The sequence below is a fragment of the Roseovarius mucosus genome, from assembly GCF_002080415.1.
In the GTDB taxonomy this organism is placed as follows: Bacteria; Pseudomonadota; Alphaproteobacteria; order Rhodobacterales; family Rhodobacteraceae; genus Roseovarius; species Roseovarius mucosus_A.
This window is the reverse complement of the sequence record NZ_CP020474.1, coordinates 3,995,485-4,011,957: the sequence shown is the minus strand read 5'-3', so window position 1 is coordinate 4,011,957 and position 16,473 is coordinate 3,995,485. Positions and strand designations below refer to the sequence as shown.

Here is a 16,473-nt window from a genome sequence, read left to right as displayed (position 1 = left end):
GACTTAGCCCAGAACGCGGTCGCGCTGCGCGGTATAGGCCCCGTCAGACTTGTTGATCCAAGCTGACGAAGACCTCATGGATGCCATGTAGCTGTCATAGACGCGCTTGTAGATCTCATCGCCCATGTTTTCCTGATGCACGGCGTCAGACGCTTGGCCAAAGGCATCCCAGACGCTATCGGGGAACTCCAGCGTCTTGACGCCATTGGATTGCAGGCGTTGCAAGGCCGACGAATTGTTGGACAGGAACTGTGCCAGATTCCACTGATGCGCTTCGGCACAGCCGATCTCGATGATCTTCTGTTGGGCCGGGGTCAGGCTCTCGAACACTTCGCGGTTCATACCGATCGACAGGCCCGCGCCCGGCTCGTGGAACCCAGCGGTGTAATAGAACTTGGTGATCTCTTGGAACCCGGCCTTTTCATCGGCCCAGGGACCGATCCACTCGGTGCCGTCGATGGCACCCGAGGCCAGCGCCTGATAGACTTCGGCACCCGGAATGTTCTGCACGCTTGCCCCCAGCTTGCCCAGCGCAAGACCGCCGAGGCCGGGCATCCGGAACTTGAGACCGTTGAAATCCTCTGGCCCGTTGATCTCTTTCGAGAACCAGCCACCTGCCTGCGCGCCGGTGTTGCCCGCAAGAAAGGATTTGAGACCAAAGATCTGACCCAGCTCGTCGTGAAGCGCGGCACCGCCGTCATGGTAGTACCAGTTCACCAATTCCTGCGCGGTCATGCCAAAGGGCACCGAGGTGAAGAAGCCATAAGCCGGGTGCTGGCCAACGAAATAGTAATCGGCCCCGTGATACATGTCAGCCTGACCCGCGGTCACAGCGTCGAACACTTCGAACGCGCCCACCAGTTCACCGGCACCTTTCACGTCGATCACGATGCTGCCATCGGCCATGCCGTTGATATTGTCGGCGGCCCGCTGCGCGGCGTCAAACACGCCCGCAAGGCCCCTGCCCCATGTCGTGACCATGGTCAGATTGCGCGCACCCTGCGCATAAAGCGGCGCGGCCAGCGTCGAAGCCGCAACAGCAGCACCGCCACCCAAAGCGGTATTTTTCAGAAAAGAACGACGATCCATTTGGTTTCCTCCCCATTTTTATGACAGTGCCGCCACCTCTTTGGCAGCACCCGGACCCTGTGTAGTGGGCAGACCTTAGCGACGGGTTTTGCATCTGCAAATACCGACTACTGCGTAGAAACCGTAGCGAGTCTCAAACTTTCCGTGATGATTTCCGGGGTCACACACTGACTTTGCATGCAATTGTGCACGCTGCTCGCTCTTTGTGCTTGAAACCGGATCGGCGCGGGTGTTGAGATTCGCACATGACACCCAAGCTGTTCACCACCCTACCGGGCTATACCGGGGCCCTGTTCCGTGCGGACCTCTTCGCAGGGATCAGCGTGGCTATGGTGGCGCTGCCGCTCAGCATCGCCATTGCCATCGCGTCGGGCGCGGACCCGGCATCAGGGCTGACAACGGCGATCATCGCGGGCTTCCTTATTTCGGCCTTGGGGGGCAGCCGGGTTCAGATCGGCGGACCCACCGGTGCGTTTATCGTGGTGGTTTACGGCGTTATCGCCGAACACGGGCAGGACGGGCTTATCATCGCCACGCTGATGGCTGGCGTGATCCTTGTGGTCGCGGGTCGATTGCGCGCCGGCAGCCTTGTGCGTCACATCCCTGAGGCGGTGATCAACGGCTTTACCATCGGTATTGCCATCATCATTGCCACCAGCCAGATCAAGGATTTTCTGGGCCTCACCACAACAAGCCTTCCCGCCGAATTTCTTGAAAAGATCGAAACGCTCTGGCAGGCCCGCGACACGTTCAACCCACAAGCGCTGGTGATCGGATTGGCAACCATGGTGCTGATCGTGGGGCTGCGTCGCGCAGCACCTCGGTATCCGGGGCTGATCGTGGCGGTCGGGCTGACCTCGGCTGCAGTGGCGCTTTGGCATCTGCCAGTGGATACGCTTCTCTCTCGCTTTGGTCCGCTGCCCAATACGCCCAACCTGCCCGTGGTGCCGGATCTCAGCCTTTCGCGGATGATCGACCTTCTGCCATCCGCCCTTATCATCGCCTTTTTGGCGGGCGTGGAATCGCTTCTTTCCGCAGCCGTGGCCGACCGGATGATCGGCGACAAATCCCAACCCAATGCCGAGGTCGTGGCCAATGGCGTGGCCAATATTGGCTCGGCGCTCTTTGGTGGGCTGCCTGCCACGGGCGCGATTGCCCGAACCGCCACCAATGTGCGCGCCGGTGGGCGCACGCCCGTTGCGGGCATGATCCATGCGCTGGTGATCTTGCTTGTGATGCTGCTTGCAGCGCCCTTGGCAGGGTATTTCGCCATGCCCGCCCTTGCCGGGCTCTTGATATTGATCGCATGGAATATGTCAGAGCCGCATAAATGGCGCGGTTACATGGCCGACCGTCCCTCGGACCGCGTGCTGCTTGTGCTGACGCTTGTGCTGACCGTTCTGGCAGACCTGACAGTTGCCATCGGGGTGGGCGTGGCCTTGGGGCTTGCGCTGCGCCTGCGCCGCGGCGATGTGCCCCCCGCCGATTGGCACCCGCCCGAGCACTGATACACGAGAGGCTGGAAATGCCGCGCATTTGGCCCTATCGCTGATCCATGCAACGCCTCTTCGCCCGCATCCGGCTCAATTATGGCCAAAAGCTTTTTCTGATCGCCACCCTGCCGCTGATCCTGACGGCGCTGGCGATTTCTGTCGTCGTCACGCTTCAATCGCGTCAACTGGCCGAACGCGAGATCGAAACACTTGAGGCGCAACTGATCGAGGCCAAGCGTGCGGAGCTCAAGAATTACCTCTCCATTGCCAGAACCGCCTTTGTGAACATCTACGGGCGCGCGGCCCCGAATGACGAAGCCGCGATGGAACAGGTCAGCCAGATCCTCGCGGGCATGCTCTATGGTCAGGACGGATACTTTTTTGTGTTCAACTATGACGGCATCAACCTTGTCAGTCCCCGCCGCACCGAACTTATCGGCCGCAACTGGACGGGGCTGGAGGATGAAGGCGGCCAGCCCATCACCGATGAGTTGATCCGGCTGGCGCGCACGGGCGGTGGCTATCACAGCTATGAATGGCCAAAACCCTCGACCGGCGAGCGTGCGCAGATGGTGACCTATGTCATCGGGCTCCAGGACTGGCGATGGGCGGTGGGCACGGGCGTTTTCATCGACGATGTGGTGGCCACTGTCACGGCCTCTCGCCAGATGGTCGAAGCGCGGGTAGAGCGCACCTTCTTCTATATCGGTGCCGCGATGCTGGCAGCGCTGTTGCTGGTCTTTGTCTCCGGTCTTTTTATCAACATCCGCGAACGTCGCCTTGCCGATGCCAAGCTCAAGAAACTGACACAGCGGGTGTTTGATGCCCAAGAAGAAGAGCGCCGCCGCGTTGCGCGCGAACTCCATGACGGTATCAGCCAAATTCTTGTTGGCGTGCGCTATGCGCTCGATACCGCCAAGCGGCGGCTGGCGGCAGGCGACGCCCGCGCCGCCGACACGCTGGAACGCGGTATCACCCATCTCTCAGGGGCCATTCAAGAGGTTCGCCGCATCAGCCGCGACCTACGCCCCGGTGTGCTGGATGATCTGGGCCTTGGCCCCGCCCTCAAAACCCTTGCCGAAGAGTTTGGCAAACGCACCGGCATCACGACCGAATTCAGCACCGTGGTTTTCCGCAACCGGCTGGATGACGAAGCCAAGATTGCGCTCTACCGTGTCGCTCAAGAGGCGTTCACGAATATCGAGCGTCATTCCGGCGCCACCCGCGTGACCGTTGATGTGCGCGGCCATACACATGGCGCCACGCTGCGCATTGCGGATAATGGCTGCGGCCTCGACCGCGCCAAACCCTCGGGCACGCCCGGCGGCGGGCTTGGCCTGCGCAACATGCAGGAACGTGTCGAACAGTTGGACGGCACGCTGACCGTGATCTCGGGGAAAACCGGAACGACCATCGAAGCCAATGTGCCCCTCACACACCTTCTGCCGCCACAAGAGCGGCCAAACCCCAAGGAAAAGGCCCGCGCATGAGCCCAAGACCGATCCGGATCGTAATCGTGGACGACCACCCAATGGTCGCCGAAGGCATCCAATCCATTCTCGAAAGCTATGAGGATGTCGAAATCCTGGCCACGCTGGGCAACGGTCAGGCCATCATCGACCGGGTCGAGAGCCTTGCGCCCGATGTGATCCTGCTTGACCTCAACATGCCGGGGCTGGGGGGGCTGACCACGACAGAAATCATCCTCGAGAAACGCCCCGAGACCCGCATCCTGATCCTGAGCATGCATGACAGCCCCGAGTATATTTCCTCAGCGCTCAGCCATGGCGCGGCGGGCTATGTGCTCAAGGATGTGCCCACGGATGAGATCAAACGCGCCATAGACGCTGTGATGACCGGGCAACGCTATCTGTGCACCGGGGCCAAAGGCTCGCTTGAGCCCTATGAAAACCCCGAGCGCGAACAGCTGACCAACCGCGAGCAGACGATCCTGCTGCAACTCGCCCAAGGCAAATCCAACAAAGATGTGGCGCAAGCGCTCGATATTTCCGTGCGCACGGTCGAGACGCATCGCAAGAACATCAAGCGCAAGCTTGGTATCGCCTCAACGGCGGGGCTGACCCGCTATGCGCTCGAACATGGCGTTTTGCAGGGCACCGGGGTGCGCCTTTGATCCCTGCGGCCAGATTGGGGGCCAGCCCCCAAACCCCCGAGGTATTTCAGGCCAGATGAAAGCCGCGCGCATGGCACCAGCATCACGGGGCGATTCCCGAAAAATGCGAGCCTGACATGCACTCAAAACGGGAAACACACGTCCGCGCCTCTTTTTGCGCAACAAATGCAAAGATTTCATCCCGTTTTGCGACATTTTATCCACCAAATCGGCTTGACGCCCCCTGCCCCCGCACCTAATGTCCCGGCCACGCAGAACGGAGTCGCCCGCATGGACACACTCGTATTCATCGTAGGTAAGTGGCGCATGGGCCGGTAACGGACACCCTTCGGGTCCCCCATGCGCCCCCGGAAAACCGGGGGCTTTTTTATGCGACTTGAATTGACGTCATATACGGAGCACGAGCACATGACACGTCAGATGACCGGAGCGAAAATGGTGGTCCAAGCCCTCAAGGATCAGGGCGTGGATGTCGTATTCGGGTATCCCGGCGGTGCCGTACTACCCATTTACGACGAAATCTTTCAGCAAAATGACATCCGCCACATTCTGGTGCGTCACGAGCAGGCCGCAGTGCATGCCGCCGAAGGCTATGCGCGCTCGACCGGCAAACCGGGCGTGGTGCTTGTCACCTCTGGTCCGGGGGCAACCAACGCGGTGACAGGCCTGACTGATGCGTTGATGGATTCCATCCCGCTGGTGGTGCTGACCGGGCAGGTGCCAACCTTCATGATCGGCAATGATGCCTTTCAAGAGGCCGATACCGTCGGCATTACCCGCCCCTGCACCAAGCATAACTGGCTGGTAAGCGACACCGCCCGCTTGGCGGATACGCTGCATCAGGCGTTTCATGTTGCGACCACCGGCCGCCCCGGCCCGGTTCTGGTCGATATCCCGAAGGACGTCCAATTCGCCTCGTCCACCTATACGGCACCGCATCAGGCGCGCGTGTCGCATTACCAGCCCCGCGTAAAAGGCGACATCGAAGGCATCACCGATCTGGTCGCGGCCTTGGAAAAGGCCAAGCGCCCCGTGTTCTATACCGGTGGCGGTGTCATCAACTCTGGCCCAGAGGCCACGCGCCTCTTGCGCGAATTGGTCGAAGCGACCGGCATCCCCACCACATCCACCCTGATGGGTCTGGGGGCCTATCCTGCCAATGGCAAGAACTGGATCGGCATGCTGGGCATGCACGGGCTTTATGAGGCCAACATGACCATGCATGGCTGCGACCTCATGATCAACATCGGCGCGCGCTTTGACGACCGGATCACCGGCAGGCTCGATGCCTTTAGCCCGGATAGCATCAAGGCGCATATCGACATCGACCCCTCGTCGATCAACAAGGTGATCCGCGCCGATATTCCGATTGTCGGCGACATCGCCAATGTTCTGTCCGATGTGCTCGAGGTTTGGAAGGCGCGCGGTGCCAAGGTCAACCGTGAGGCAATCGCCAAATGGTGGGAGCGCATCAATGAGTGGAAAAAGGTGGACTGCCTCAAGTTCACCCAAAAGGGCAAGACCATCAAACCGCAATACGCGCTTGCCCGGCTCGAAGCGCTGACCAAAGATCACGACCGCTATATCTGCACCGAGGTGGGCCAGCATCAGATGTGGGCGGCGCAGTATCTCGGCTTTAACGATCCGAACCGCTGGATGACCTCTGGCGGGCTTGGCACCATGGGATACGGCTTTCCGGCCTCTATCGGCGTCCAGATCGCCCATCCCGAGGCGCTCGTGATCAATGTCGCGGGCGAGGCGTCTTGGCTGATGAACATGCAGGAAATGGGCACGGCGATGCAGTACCACCTGCCCGTCAAACAGTTCATCCTCAACAACGAGCGTTTGGGCATGGTCCGTCAATGGCAGGAATTGCTGCACGGAGAGCGCTACTCCTCAAGCTGGTCGGAATCCTTGCCCGATTTCGTAAAACTGGCCGAGGCCTTTGGGGCCAAGGGCATCCTGTGCAACGACCCTGCCGATCTTGATGACGCGATCATGGAAATGCTCAATTATGACGGGCCGGTGATTTTTGATTGCCTCGTGGAAAAGCATGAAAACTGCTTCCCGATGATCCCGTCCGGCGAGCCGCATAACAAGATGATTTTGGGTGAGGCCTCGACCAAGGACGCCATCAAAGAGGGCGGTGCCGTTCTGGTGTGATGGTGGGTTCACCCATCCTGCGCCCATCCCCTAGGGTGGGCGCCCACCCAACAGCCGCCAAAGCCCGACAAGAAGGAACTGCATAATGTCCCCCCTGCAAATCAAAAAAGGCTCGTCCAAACACTCCGCCTATAACCTGCGCCCAACCTTTTCGGATGTGCAGGAAACCCATACTTTGGCGGTTCTGGTCGATAACGAACCCGGCGTTCTGGCCCGTGTCATCGGTCTTTTTTCCGGCCGAGGCTATAACATCGACAGCCTGACAGTGGCCGAGGTGGACCATACCGGCCACACCAGCCGGATCACCATCGTGACCACCGGCACGCCGCAGGTGATCGAACAGATCAAGGCGCAGCTTGGCCGTATCGTGCCCGTGCACAAGGTCAATGACCTTACCGTGGAAGGCCTCAGCGTCGAGCGCGAATTGGCGCTGCTCAAGGTCGAGGGCAGCGGCGACAAGCGCGTCGAGGCGCTGCGTCTGGCCGATATCTTCCGCGCCAATGCCGTGGACAGCACGCTCACCAGCTTTGTGTTTGAAATCACCGGCGCGCCTGAAAAAATCGACGCCTTCGCCGAGTTGATGCGTCCTCTGGGTCTGGTGGAAATGGCCCGCACCGGCGTGGCCGCCCTGCCGCGCGGTCTCTGACAGGGGCCACAATCGCAGGCTTGTCGCGGGATAGACGCGCCGCGTCGCAGATAGGCGCGTTCGAGGTTGGGGCTCTGGCAGAGTATGCGCCAGCCCCAACCCCGGAGACGCCCAATGCCCGCGCTGACTGATCTCACGAATGTCCGCACGCCCGTAGAGCAGGCCAACGGCCTGCCCAACGCCCATTACATCGACCCCGCCGTGTTTGAGGAAGAAAAGCATGCGCTTCTCTTCAGCCAATGGGCTGGGCTTGCCGTGGGGGCCGATGTGCCGGAACCGGGTGACGCCAAGCCGCTGGAATTTCTTGGCATGCCGCTCCTGCTTTTGCGCGACAAGGACGGTGAGGTCCGCGTTTTCCAGAATATCTGCCGCCATCGCGGCATGATCCTTGTCGAGGAACCGCGCAAGATCGAGGGGGCCATCCGCTGCCCCTATCATTCGTGGTGCTATTCCACCAAGGGCGCATTGGTCTCTACCCCGCATGTCGGCGGACCGGGGCATAACACCCACGCCAGCATCAAGCGCGACGAGTTGGGCCTGACCGAGATTCGCAGCCATATCTGGCGCGATGTGGTCTGGATCAATGTCTCGGGCGATGCCCCCGCGTTCGAGGTGGCCATGGCCGATCTCATCGCCCGCTGGGGTGAATTCGATCTGCCGGTCTATCATGGCGGTGCTGACAGCCGCTTTACGCTTGAGGTGCAAACGAACTGGAAGCTCGCCGTCGAAAATTACTGTGAGAGCTATCACCTGCCTTGGGTCCACCCCGGCCTCAACAGCTATTCCCGGCTCGAAGATCATTACCACATCGAGAAACCGGGCGCGTATTCGGGTCAGGGCACCATGGTCTACCGCCAATTGACCAATGAAGCCGGCCAGACCTTCCCTGATTTCGCCGAAGTGGGCGCGAAATGGAACGAACAGGCCGAATATGTCGCGGCCTACCCCAACGTCCTTTTGGGCGTGCACCGCGACCACGCTTTTGTCATCATACTAGAGCCGAAGGGCCCCGAGCGCACCGTCGAACATATCCACCTCTATTACTCGGTTCCCAATGCCGATGGTGGGCTACGCCTGCGCAATACCCAGCTTTGGAAAACCGTGTTCGAAGAGGATATCTTTGTCGTCGAAGGCATGCAGCGCGGCCGCCACGCCCCCTATTTCGACGGCGGGCGTTTCTCTCCGGTGATGGATAGCCCCACGCATTGCTTTCACGATTGGGTCGCAGGCCGCGTCGAGGCACATCGCGCCATGGGCCGCGCGGCGGAATGACTGATCTCGACAGTGCGATGATCCGCGCCCATGCAACAGGCGACCGGGCAGCGCTGATCTCGCTCTATACGCAGGCGGCGGACCGGGCCAATACGCTTGATGCCGCCTGCTTTTTTCTCACCCATGCCTATATCTTCGCACTCGAAGCCGGGGCGCTCGAGGCCACGCCTCTTCACGCCCGCCTTGTCGCCCATGGTCGCGAGGCATAGCGCGCCCACCCCGTTTCTTTATGGCTCAAATACTCCAGGGGGTCCGGGGGGCAGCGCCCCCCGCCTCGCAAATCAGCGTATAGAGATGCCATGTCGCATGGCCCAAGAGCGGCAGCGCAAAGAAAAGCCCCAGAAACGCAGGCAACATCGCCAGAAATGTCAGCCCCGCCACTAGGGCCGCCCAGACCAGCATCGGCAGCGGATTTTCGATCACCACCCGCAGGCTTGTCAGCATCGCGGTAACAAAATCAACCTCCCGGTCCAGCAACAGGGGCAGCGACACCACCGTCAGGCTATACAGCAACAGGGCAAAGACCGCGCCCACGCCTGTGCCCACCGCCAACATGCTCAGCCCCTCCGGCGTGAAATAGACCTCCAGCGAGCTTGAGACATTGGTCATGGTCGATAGCCCCAGGAACAGGGCGAAAATCATATGCGCCAGAAAGAACCAGAACAGGAACACCATGATGATGATGGCGCAGATCGAAGGCAATTGCCGCCGTCTCTGATGGGCGATGACGCCGAAAATCTCTGACGCCACCAGCGCCCGCCCCATGCTCAGGCGATGGCTGACTTCGTAGAGCCCCACCGCCGCGAAAGGCCCCACCAAGGGAAAGCCCACAGCAGCAAAGATCAGCCAGTAACTTTTGCCCGTAACCCATGTAATCCACGCAAGAATCAGCCCGATTCCCACATAAACCCCGGCAAAGATCACCGCAAAGCCCGGCGCGCGGCGCATATCCGCCCAGCCCCGGCGCAGCGCCTCTGCCAGCATGTCAAAACGGACATCGCCCATCTCCGGCACGCCCAGCGGCTTGACCTCGTTCTGCGGCATGGTGCCCTTCCTCCCTTTTCGGGAGAGCCTAGAGCAATTTCACGGCCATAGGATAGGGCTTTTCTGTGCAGAGCCCGGTTGTGAATTGCAAAGCAGGTTACCGCGCCGCATCCGGGTTCAGCCGCAGCACCGCAAGATTGAGCATGCCCGCCACGCTGACCCATGTCAGATAGGGCACAAAGAGCAGCCCCGCGATCCAGTCTACCGACCAGAGCGCCACCAATGTGAGCGCCACCGAAGCCCAAAGTGCGCAGAGCACAATCAGCCCTAACCGCATCCGTTGCAGCCCGAAAAAGACCGGCGTCCACAGCCCGTTCAGCGCGATTTGCAACGACCAGAGCGCCATAGCAATGCCGTTGTCGGGGCTTACCGCCACCCGCGCCCCTGCCGCCGCCATGCAGATATAAAGCGTGGTCCAAGCCACCGGAAACAACCAGTTGGGCGGCGTCCACCACGGCTTTTTCAGCCGGTCATACCAATCGCCCGGCGGAAACAGCCCGCCTGTCGAGCCTGCTGCGAAACAAGCCGCCAGAAAAATCCCGAAAATGAGCCATATCATGCGGTCTCTCTAACCCGCCCGACATCTCGGCTCAAGCCCGCTTCGCGCGCGACGTCCTGCGCTTTAAGACGCGCCAGCGCCTCATAGAGCGTATCGCTCCAATCGGCGGCGCGCGGTGCGTCCTGTGCCGCAGCACGCACCAGATATTCCGTTTCGGGCAGCGCCTTGGCATAGATCACGGGCGAGCCGGGCAGGATCACACTGCCCGCCGCCCGCAGCAGCGCCAGCATCAACCAGCCCAGTTTTTGCGTGCCATTGGTGCGCGCGCGGCGCGTGATACTGTCGTGGCCTGCGCCGCGCACCTGCGCGCCGATGCCCGCGTAGATATAGCGCGCGGCATAAATTCCGGGCCGCGCAGAAAGTGGCAGCACAGCAATCCCCGCCTCAGAGCGGGCATAAAGCGTGTCCGCCTCCATCAGCAGGCGGCGCACCATCCGTCGCACCTCGGCATCCGGGGCAGGTGTGCGCAAGAAGGTCTCCGGCGTCATGCCAGCCTCAGACAGCCACTCGAGCGGCAGGTATAGCCGCCCTTCGCGCGCATCCTCGCCCACGTCTCGGGCGATATTGGTCAATTGCATCGCCACGCCCAGATCACAGGCCCGCGCCAGAGCATCGCGCTCGCGCATCCGCATGAGCACGCACATCATCGCCCCCACCGCAGAGGCGACCCGCGCCGAATAGGCCCGCAGCTCTGACAGGGTCTCGTAACGGCGCCCTTCGGCATCCCAAGCCAACCCTTCGAGCAGCGCTTCGGGCAAAGCACGTGGCATGTCAAACCCGTCTATGATCGCGGCAAAGGCACGATCAGCCGGCGCATTGCGGGGCCTGCCCGCATAGACCAAATCCAACCGTTCATGCAGCGACAGCACCGCCGCCGCCTTTTCGCGATTCTCATCCACCGCGTCATCCGCCAGACGGCAGAACGCGTAAAGCGCCAAGGCCGGATCACGCACCCGTCGCGGCAAGAGCTTGGAGGCGGCGTGAAAAGACCGCGACCCATGGCGGATCGCCTCGGTACAATGCGCCAGATCCTGCGGCGCAATCATGGCATCACCCCGACCGGCACCGCATCCGGCACCAGTTGCGCCAGAACTTCGGCGCTCGAAATCACCCCCGGCAATCCAGCCCCGGGATGCGTGCCCGCGCCCACCAGAAAGAGGCCCCGCACCTCTTCGCTGACATTATGAGGCCTAAACCACGCGCTTTGCAGGATGCGTGGCTCGATAGAAAAGCCAGCGCCATGCGGGCTAAGATATCGGTCGCGGAATGTCTCGGGCGTGAACACCTCAGAGGCAGACAGATGCGCCCCAAGCCCCGGAAGCAACTGATCCTCCAGCACCTTTTGCACCTTTTGGCGATAGGGCTCGGCTTCGACGGCCCAATCCACCGGATTTGAATGGCCCAGATGCGGCACCGGGCTGAGCGCATAAAACGTATCGCCACCTTCGGGCGCCACACCCGGATCGGTCACAGAGGGGCGGTGCACATAAAGGCTCATGTCATCGGCCAGAACGCCGCGCCGAAAGATGTCGCGCACCAGCCCTTTGTATCGGGGACCGTTGAGAATGGTGTGATGGCCTGCATCGGGCCACATCTCCCGCGTGCCTGTCGTGCCGAAATACCAGACGAACAGGCTCATCGACCAGCGCGACCGCTTCAGTCGCGCCGTGGTCCAGCGCCGCTTTTTGTGATTGCGCAAAAGATGATCATAGGTATGGCCCGCATCGGCGTTAGAGATCACGATATCGGCGCTGATCACTTCGCCGCCGCTTAGCCGCACCCCCGTGGCCCGGCCCTCTTTGATAACGATTTCATCAACCTCGGCCCCCTGCCGGATGACCCCGCCCTGTCCCTCGATCACGCCTACCATGGCGCGGGCGATCGCATCGACGCCACCGATGGCATAATGCACGCCAAACGCCGCTTCGAGATGGCTCACAAGCGCATACATCGACGTTACGTTGAACGGATCACCGCCGATGAACAGCGGATGAAACGACAGCGCCATACGCAGGCGTTCGTCTTTCATCCGCCCCGCCGCATGGGCATAGACTGACCGATCCGCCCGCAACCAGGCGAACTTTGGCAGGACCTTGATCAGATCTCCCAGCCGGTGCATTGACCTGCGCCCCAGATCCTCGAACCCGAACCAATACCGCGCCTCGCTATCCTTGACGAAGCGGTCATAGCCCGCCAGATCACCCGGCGAGAGGCGAGAGACCTCGGCGCGCATGGCATCGCGGTCCTGCCGCGCGGTAAAGGTGCTGCCATCCGGCCAGCGAATTTCATAGAACGGATCAAGGGCGCGCAGATCGACATCTGTGTCAAAATCCCTCCCACAGGCGGCCCAGAGTTCGCGAAAGAGTTGCGGCACGGTCACGATGGTCGGCCCAAGATCAAACCTGTGCCCGTCCTTGGTGATACTAGAGCCGCGCCCCCCGGGGCTATCCAGACGATCCAGAACCGTGACCCGGTATCCCTTGGCCCCAAGCCGCATGGCCGAGGCCAGACCGCCCAACCCTGCCCCAATGACCAGCGCATGCGGGGCATCGGCGCGTGTGGCCTGTTCAATCAGGCGCGGATCGACTCTTGTCAACATAGGTTTAGACTACAGGTGTCTAGTTTAATTGACAATCCTTTCTCGCACCTCTTTTCTTGGGGTCAAAACCATGTCAAACTTGCCTTACAGTCCCTCAAGGAGCGGTGCCATTCAAACCGTCAGCCTCAGCTTCTTTCGCTTTTCCCGCGGCATTGACCGGCTCTGGGCGCTGACGATGATGGGCGCTGCGCGCTTCATGCTGCCGGGCGTGCCGGGTATCGGCTTTTGGAAATTGCTGGGATCGGGCACGGGCGAGGGGTTCACCCCCATTCCCAACACCGGTGTCTATGCGATTCTCGCGGTCTGGCCCGATGCCGCCACAGCCCGTGCGCAGACCAAGGGCGCAGGCGTCTTTCGCCGCTATCTCGCGCGCGCCAGCGAAAGCTGGACGCTCTTTCTCTCCCCCACTTCGGTGCGCGGGCAATGGGCCGGTGATACGCCGTTCGAGATCACCACACCCGTAGAGAAAGGCCCCCTTGCCGCGCTGACACGCGCCTCTGTGCGCCCGCGCAAGGCCTTGAAATTCTGGCGGCGCGTGCCCGATATCAGCGCCGTGATCGGTGCCGACCCCAACGTCGCCTTCAAGATCGGCGTAGGAGAGGTGCCTCTCCTGCATCAGGTGACATTCTCGATCTGGCCCGACAGCCAAAGCATGGCAGACTTCGCCCGCCGCGATGGCCCACATGCCCGCGCCATCGCCGCCGTGCGCGACGGCGATTGGTTTCGCGAAGAGCTTTACGCCCGGTTTCGCGTGATTGGCGAACGGGGTACATGGGGCGGGACGAGCCCACTCGAGCATATCAAGGAAGAACAATGACCGCAGCCTTTCCGTTTTCCGCCATCGTCGGTCAGGACGACATGAAACGCGCCATGATCCTTACGGCGATCGAGCCGGGGCTTGGCGGCGTGCTGGTCTTTGGTGACCGGGGCACCGGCAAATCCACGGCTGTGCGCGCTCTGGCCGCGCTCTTGCCGCCCATCCGCATGATTGACGGCAGCCCGATCAACGCCGAACGCCCCGAGGATACGCCCGACTGGTCCACCGCCCCCTTGGGCGAGATAGTCGAGCGGCCTACCCCAGTGGTCGATTTGCCCTTGGGCGTGACCGAGGATCGGGTGACCGGCGCGCTCGATATCGAGCGGGCGCTGACCTTGGGTGAAAAGGCGTTTCAACCCGGTCTTTTGGCCCGCGCCAATCGCGGCTATCTCTATATAGACGAGGTGAACCTGCTTGAGGATCACATCGTCGACCTGCTGCTCGACGTGGCCCAATCCGGCGAAAACGTGGTGGAGCGTGAGGGTCTCTCGATCCGCCATGCGGCGCGTTTTGTGCTGGTGGGCTCTGGCAATCCCGAAGAGGGCGAGTTGCGCCCACAGCTTCTGGATCGTTTCGGTCTCTCGGTCGAGGTGCGCTCGCCCCAGAACATCGAGGAGCGCATCGAGGTCATTCGCCGCCGCGACGCCTATGAACGCGACACCGAGGCCTTCATGGTGACATGGCAGGCCGAGGATGCCTTGATCCGCGACCGGATTCTGGCGGCGCGCAGCGCGCTGCGAACCGTTCAATCCCCCGACGAGGTCTTGCGCGACTGCGCGACGCTCTGCATCGCCATCGGCGCGGATGGGCTGCGCGGCGAGCTGACACTGTTGCGCGCCGCGCGTGCGCTTGCGGCCTATGAGGGCGATGCCGCTGTGACCCGCGCACATCTGACCCAGGTCGCGCCGCTCGCGCTCAGCCACCGGCTACGCCGCGATCCATTGGACGAGGCGGGCAGCGCCACACGCATTGCCCGCGCCATGGCCGAGGTCTGGGGATGACGCCCAGCCCCGCATGGGCGCGCGCCCTGCGGGCGCTCACCCTTTTGGCGATTGATCCTGAGGGGTTGCGCGGGCTGACGCTGCGCGCCCGTGCCGGTCCGGTGCGGCAGGCGTTCGATACGGCGCTCGCGCGTTTGCCCGGCCCTGCCCGGCGCATCCACCCCGATCTTAGCGATACGCAGCTTTTTGGCGGCGCGGATATCGCCGCCACGCTCGCCGCCGGTCACCTGATCCACAGCGCTGGACTGGCCGATAGCCCGGCGCGCCTGATCCTGACCATGGCCGAACGCACACCGCCCGCCCTTGCCGCCCGGCTGGCACAACTTCTGGATCAAAGCCCGCTTCATACGCTCGTTCTGTTTGACGAGGGGATCGACGCCGAGGAAACCGCCCCGCAAACCCTCTGCGAACGGCTGGCGCTGCATGTGACACTCGACGACATCCGCCATGACGCGGCCCCTGCCCTCATGCCCGCCGCCGCTGATCTGGCAGAGGCCCGCGCGCGGCTTGGCGGCGTTACCCACACACCCGAGGATATCGCCACGCTCACCGCGCTGGCCGCCAGTTTCGGCATCGACAGCCTGCGCGCGCCTTGGCTTGCCCTGCGCGCCGCCCGCGCGCTGGCCGCATCAGAGGCCCATCCACAGGTCACGCAGGATGATCTGCGCGAGGCGGCAGAGCTCGTCTATCCCGCGCGCGCCACGCAACTGCCGCAAGATCCCGAACCAGAACAACCCGACACACCGCCCGAACCCGAAGATCAAAGCCAAAGCGAAACACCCGACATCCCAGATGACTTGCTCATCGCTGCGGTGGCAGCCCTTTTGCCCCCCGCGCTGCTGGATCAACTGGCCCAACGCGGTGCCACGCGGCGTGCGGCAGGCTCGGGTGCCGGTGCCCGGCGCAAGGCGCATCAACGCGGTCGGCCCCTACCTGCACGGCAAGGTGCACCGGATGGGCGCGGGCGCATTGATCTCATTGCGACGCTGCGCGCCGCAGCCCCGTGGCAGCCGCTGCGCCGCCGCGCCCGCCCCGATGCACCGGGCGTGATCATCCATGCCGCTGACATCCACCTCAAACGCTATGAGGATCGCGCCGACCGATTGGTGATCTTCGCGGTCGATGCCTCTGGCTCTTCGGCGCTGGCACGGCTGGCCGAGGCCAAGGGCGCGGTTGAGCTCTTGCTGGCCGAGGCCTATTCCCGGCGCGACCAAGTGGCGCTGATCGCGTTTCGCGGCATGGGCGCCGACCTCATTCTGCCGCCCACCCGCGCGCTGGTGCAGGCCAAGCGGCGTCTGGGCAGCTTGCCCGGGGGTGGCGGCACCCCGCTTGCGGCGGCTCTTGGCGCGGCGCTCACCCTTGCCCGCCAGTCCGAGGCGCATGGGCTAAGCCCAACGCTTGCCCTGCTGACGGATGCCCGCGCCAACATTACGCTCGACGGGCGCGGTGACCGCGCCGAGGCGGCCAAAGACACCAGCACGATGGCGCGGCTCTGGCGCGCGCAGGGCCTGCCCGCCATCGTGATTGACATTTCCGCCCGTCCGGGGCCAGAGCCCGCCCATCTCGCGGCGGAAATGAACGCCCGCCACCTGCCCTTGCCGCGCGCGGATGCCCGGCGAATTTCGACGGCTGTCACCTCAGCCCTCGGGGTCTAGG

Annotated in this window: 15 protein-coding genes; 10 read left to right on the top strand and 5 right to left on the bottom strand. The window is 62.5% G+C overall.

The window, feature by feature from the left end; all coding sequences use genetic code 11:
- Positions 1-3 precede the first annotated feature (3 nt).
- Complete coding sequence (locus tag ROSMUCSMR3_RS19195; RefSeq protein WP_008282133.1) at positions 4-1,089, bottom strand: TRAP transporter substrate-binding protein; 1,086 nt, start codon at positions 1,087-1,089, stop codon at positions 4-6.
- Between the two features lie 245 nt (positions 1,090-1,334).
- On the opposite strand from ROSMUCSMR3_RS19195, the gene ROSMUCSMR3_RS19190 reads away from it, so the two are divergent.
- The 7 genes from ROSMUCSMR3_RS19190 to ROSMUCSMR3_RS19160 all read left to right on the top strand — a co-directional run bounded on the left by ROSMUCSMR3_RS19190 (position 1,335) and on the right by ROSMUCSMR3_RS19160 (position 9,006).
- A complete protein-coding gene (locus ROSMUCSMR3_RS19190) occupies positions 1,335-2,597 on the top strand; it encodes a SulP family inorganic anion transporter (protein ID WP_081508410.1) in 1,263 nt (420 codons plus the stop codon).
- Between the two features lie 47 nt (positions 2,598-2,644).
- A complete protein-coding gene (locus ROSMUCSMR3_RS19185; RefSeq protein WP_081508409.1) occupies positions 2,645-4,072 on the top strand; it encodes a cache domain-containing protein in 1,428 nt (475 codons plus the stop codon).
- Positions 4,069-4,716, top strand: a complete 648-nt coding sequence (locus ROSMUCSMR3_RS19180) for a response regulator transcription factor (protein WP_081508408.1) — start codon at positions 4,069-4,071, stop codon at positions 4,714-4,716. The genes ROSMUCSMR3_RS19185 and ROSMUCSMR3_RS19180 overlap by 4 nt, the downstream gene beginning before the upstream one ends.
- A 408-nt stretch (positions 4,717-5,124) precedes the next feature.
- Positions 5,125-6,879, top strand: a complete 1,755-nt coding sequence (locus ROSMUCSMR3_RS19175; protein WP_081508675.1) for an acetolactate synthase 3 large subunit — start codon at positions 5,125-5,127, stop codon at positions 6,877-6,879.
- Between the two features lie 85 nt (positions 6,880-6,964).
- Complete coding sequence (gene ilvN, locus ROSMUCSMR3_RS19170; protein ID WP_008282128.1) at positions 6,965-7,525, top strand: acetolactate synthase small subunit; 561 nt, start codon at positions 6,965-6,967, stop codon at positions 7,523-7,525.
- Between the two features lie 114 nt (positions 7,526-7,639).
- Entirely contained in the window at positions 7,640-8,797 is a 1,158-nt protein-coding gene (locus ROSMUCSMR3_RS19165) for an aromatic ring-hydroxylating oxygenase subunit alpha (protein ID WP_081508407.1), read from the top strand.
- Entirely contained in the window at positions 8,794-9,006 is a 213-nt protein-coding gene (locus tag ROSMUCSMR3_RS19160; RefSeq protein WP_081508406.1) for a hypothetical protein, read from the top strand. Before ROSMUCSMR3_RS19165 ends, ROSMUCSMR3_RS19160 begins: the two co-directional genes overlap by 4 nt.
- Before the next feature lie 25 nt (positions 9,007-9,031).
- On the opposite strand, the gene ROSMUCSMR3_RS19155 is transcribed toward ROSMUCSMR3_RS19160, so the two are convergent.
- The 4 genes from ROSMUCSMR3_RS19155 to ROSMUCSMR3_RS19140 all read right to left on the bottom strand — a co-directional run bounded on the left by ROSMUCSMR3_RS19155 (position 9,032) and on the right by ROSMUCSMR3_RS19140 (position 12,999).
- Positions 9,032-9,841: a DUF2189 domain-containing protein gene (locus ROSMUCSMR3_RS19155; RefSeq protein ID WP_081508405.1), complete on the bottom strand. Its 810-nt coding sequence runs from the start codon at positions 9,839-9,841 to the stop codon at positions 9,032-9,034.
- Positions 9,842-9,938: 97 nt separating this feature from the next.
- Positions 9,939-10,400, bottom strand: coding sequence for a tryptophan-rich sensory protein TspO (tspO, locus tag ROSMUCSMR3_RS19150; RefSeq protein ID WP_008282124.1), 462 nt, complete (start codon positions 10,398-10,400; stop codon positions 9,939-9,941).
- Complete coding sequence (crtB, locus tag ROSMUCSMR3_RS19145) at positions 10,397-11,446, bottom strand: 15-cis-phytoene synthase (RefSeq protein ID WP_081508404.1); 1,050 nt, start codon at positions 11,444-11,446, stop codon at positions 10,397-10,399. The genes tspO and crtB overlap by 4 nt, the downstream gene beginning before the upstream one ends.
- Positions 11,443-12,999 (bottom strand): phytoene desaturase, encoded by a 1,557-nt coding sequence (locus ROSMUCSMR3_RS19140; RefSeq protein WP_081508403.1) that lies wholly within the window; start codon positions 12,997-12,999, stop codon positions 11,443-11,445. Before ROSMUCSMR3_RS19140 ends, crtB begins: the two co-directional genes overlap by 4 nt.
- Positions 13,000-13,069: 70 nt before the next feature.
- On the opposite strand from ROSMUCSMR3_RS19140, the gene crtA reads away from it, so the two are divergent.
- The 3 genes from crtA to ROSMUCSMR3_RS19125 are packed head-to-tail and all read left to right on the top strand — an operon-like array spanning position 13,070 to position 16,472.
- Positions 13,070-13,816, top strand: a complete 747-nt coding sequence (crtA, locus tag ROSMUCSMR3_RS19135) for a spheroidene monooxygenase (protein ID WP_008282121.1) — start codon at positions 13,070-13,072, stop codon at positions 13,814-13,816.
- Positions 13,813-14,817: a magnesium chelatase ATPase subunit I gene (gene bchI / locus ROSMUCSMR3_RS19130; protein WP_081508402.1), complete on the top strand. Its 1,005-nt coding sequence runs from the start codon at positions 13,813-13,815 to the stop codon at positions 14,815-14,817. The genes crtA and bchI overlap by 4 nt, the downstream gene beginning before the upstream one ends.
- Complete coding sequence (locus tag ROSMUCSMR3_RS19125) at positions 14,814-16,472, top strand: magnesium chelatase subunit D (RefSeq protein ID WP_081508401.1); 1,659 nt, start codon at positions 14,814-14,816, stop codon at positions 16,470-16,472. The genes bchI and ROSMUCSMR3_RS19125 overlap by 4 nt, the downstream gene beginning before the upstream one ends.
- Position 16,473: the final 1 nt, after the last annotated feature.